Here is a 2628-nt window from a genome sequence, read left to right as displayed (position 1 = left end):
CGAGTAGACCTTCATCACCATAAGAGATCCCTCCTACCCGGCCCCTGCCGGGGCCGGGCTCAGAGGTGTCCACCACTCGGGGACAGGTCCCGTGATTGAGGCTATGTCGTCTTGGCGGATCCCACCGTGCTGTCTGATCAGCTGGCACATGCGCCCGAATTCGCGGTTGACCAAGGCTTGCCGGACATCGGGTAACTGCCAGACGTCCGTGGGGACGCTGCGCGCGGCCCCTGCCTGGTGCCGGGTGTCGCGGCTGCAACCGGCACACAGGTCTTCTCCGTTGTACCGGCTCAGACGGCATCGGCAGAGGCAGCACAGCCGGGTGCCGCCAGCGGGTGTGGGAGTGTCCGCGACGAGGCGTTCCGCGCCTGACGGCGATAGGGCGTCCTCTGCCGAGCGTCGAGACGAGGACTCACTGCCAGCCATCCCATCCGTGCGTGCGCTCGGGCAGTTCCTGGATGCGTCCCCCCAGGCCTTCGCGCCGGGGAGTGCCGTGCTCAATCCCTGATCGGGCACCGGTTGCCTCCGTTAGTCCGTGATGCCCTCATGCTGGCGCCGGTCACGACAAAGGACCCGGACAGACTGTCCGGGTCCAATTTCTCTTGTGTTTGGGATTATTGATGCTTCGTCAAGAGACAGCTCTGCCAGCCTCATCCAGCACGGCTTCCCACGGGTACCGGCGCCCCGGCATCCCTGCCCGCGGCTCGGCGAGCGGCCACACCTCGTCTCCGTAGATCAACCGCACCCCCGAGTCGTGAAGGGCTTTGATGTGTCCCTCCCATGCGGGGTGGCGAGCATGCGCGGCGTTCACCCGGGGCCAGACGACTACCGGGAGATCTAGTGTCCCGATGGCCTCGTTGACCTGCGTCAACGCCTGGTTGTCTGAGATCCCCAGGGCGAGCTTGGCGACGGTGTTGGCACTCGCCGGGGCGACGACGTAGCAGTCGACTGGCGGATGCGGCCGGGAGTCACCCGGCAGGCGCGGTTCGGCCCGTACGGGGAGGCCGGTCAGCCCTTCGAGCTCCGCGATCTCCCCGCTCTCGCGGAGCCACTGACCCGCAGTCGGTGTGAGCGTGACTGCGACCGTCCAGCCCCGTTCGAGCGCCGGGACCACGAGCCCTGTACGCAGTTCCTCGACCCCGCCGGCGCTCGATCCCACAACGCCCAACACCTTGCCTCGCACCGGACTCACTGCACCGCCCTGCATCGTTGGGCCATGGCCAGCAGCTCGGACGAGTGGCTGCCGCCCGTGACCGGGGACTGTTTCCTCAGGTCGCGAAGGGTCTCGCGTACGCGTGGATTGTTCCGCACCAGCTGCGGCGAGGTGCGTTCGGCCTCCCGCAGCTCGCTGAAGGACTCGTCGACGCGACCCCTGAGGCAGAGGCCGCGGGCGTAGTCGATGCGATGGGACACGGCGCGTTCCGCCGGCATATGGGAGACGTCGATGTCGCCATGCTCGACGACGTACGGGATGTTCTCCAGGTCAAGCTCGATCGACAGGCGGTGCAGCTCGACGTTCGTCGGACCGAAGCACGTCTGCCAGTGGTTCTCGTCGGAGCCGAGCCGATCGGCGAGCCGCTGTGCCTTCTCCAGCAGGGAGTTGGCAGTAGGGCGGTCCTGGTGACGTGCGGCGGCCACAGCAGCTCGCAGATGAATCATGCCAAGCAGGCTCAAGGCGGCAGGGTCGTCGTCGCGAACCTGACCCGCGAGCCAGGCCGCCGCGGCATCACCCAGTTCGAGGGCGTCCTCGTAACGCCCGTTGGCAAGCAGTGCGTGCGTACCGGAGCGGGCAGCGGACACGAGCGACAGGGGGTCCTCGGATTCGTCGGCGGCCCGCATGGCGCGTTCGGCCGCGAGCCACGACAGGTCGGACTCGCCGACCTTGGCGAGGGTGGTCGCCGCCAGGTGATGCGTACGAGCCGAGACAGCGAGGCCGCGGCGGCGCTGATCGCCACTCGGAAGGTCCTCCAGCTCCTGGGCCGTCCTGAGCAGACCGGGCAGGGCGGCGATGACATCCCCAAGAACGCCGGCCTGGTAGTCGCCCCAGCTGCGTTCGACGAAGACGTGCGCCTGATTCGGCTGAGGCAACTGCCGGTCCGCCGTACGACCGAACAGCAGCTTGGAGAGACGCCGGGGGCTCATCAGCGCATCGCGGACGGCCGGCACGTCGTCCATGTGCCTCTCCCCGTCCTCCAACAGGACGGGTTGCCCCATCAAGTCGCCGAGTGGAACCCGTAGTACGCGGGCAAGTTCGGCGAGCTTGTCGATCCTTGGCGGCTTGCGCACACCTCGCTCGATTTTCGACAGCCAGTCGGTGCTGTGCCCGACGAGGCCGGCGAGCACAGGCTGCGTATAGCCCCGACGCTCGCGGTAGAACGCGATCCGCTCTCCGACGCTGAGGTGATCCCCAAGACCACGCATGCGCGCTGCCTCCCCGACGGTTGGTCCGTCATCCACGTTAGCGGCCGAGCAGGACCTCGAGATCAGGGAGCGATTCGGGCTGCCGTGCCGTGCTCAACATCCGCTATCGCTCCTAGTACTCCAGCTGTAGATCGCGATCTTGCTGGTCGGGGCTGGTCCGGGAACGGGTGCGGCCACCGGTGATCATCGGTGTGTGAAGACAGAAGA

The 2628-nt window shown here is 67.4% G+C and carries 2 protein-coding genes; both read right to left on the bottom strand.

Translation table 11 applies throughout. From position 1 onward, the window contains the following. Positions 1-628: 628 nt before the first annotated feature. Positions 629-1183, bottom strand: coding sequence for a flavoprotein (locus ACGFYH_RS37260; protein ID WP_393807609.1), 555 nt, complete (start codon positions 1181-1183; stop codon positions 629-631). Between the two features lie 5 nt (positions 1184-1188). Beyond that, positions 1189-2421 (bottom strand): helix-turn-helix domain-containing protein, encoded by a 1233-nt coding sequence (locus tag ACGFYH_RS37255; RefSeq protein ID WP_393807608.1) that lies wholly within the window; start codon positions 2419-2421, stop codon positions 1189-1191. Between the last annotated feature and the right edge of the window lie 207 nt (positions 2422-2628).

This window comes from Streptomyces sp. NPDC048392 (genome assembly GCF_043200575.1).
GTDB lineage: Bacteria > Actinomycetota > Actinomycetes > Streptomycetales > Streptomycetaceae > Streptomyces.
Note: the sequence above shows the minus strand (reverse complement) of the source record. Positions and strands in the feature narration are given on the sequence as shown.

Bases quoted from the DNA above. Each gene is read 5' to 3' on its own strand.
- ACGFYH_RS37255 (WP_393807608.1), bottom strand. From the start codon at position 2,421: ATGCGTGGTCTTGGGGATCACCTCAGCGTCGGAGAGCGGATCGCGTTC.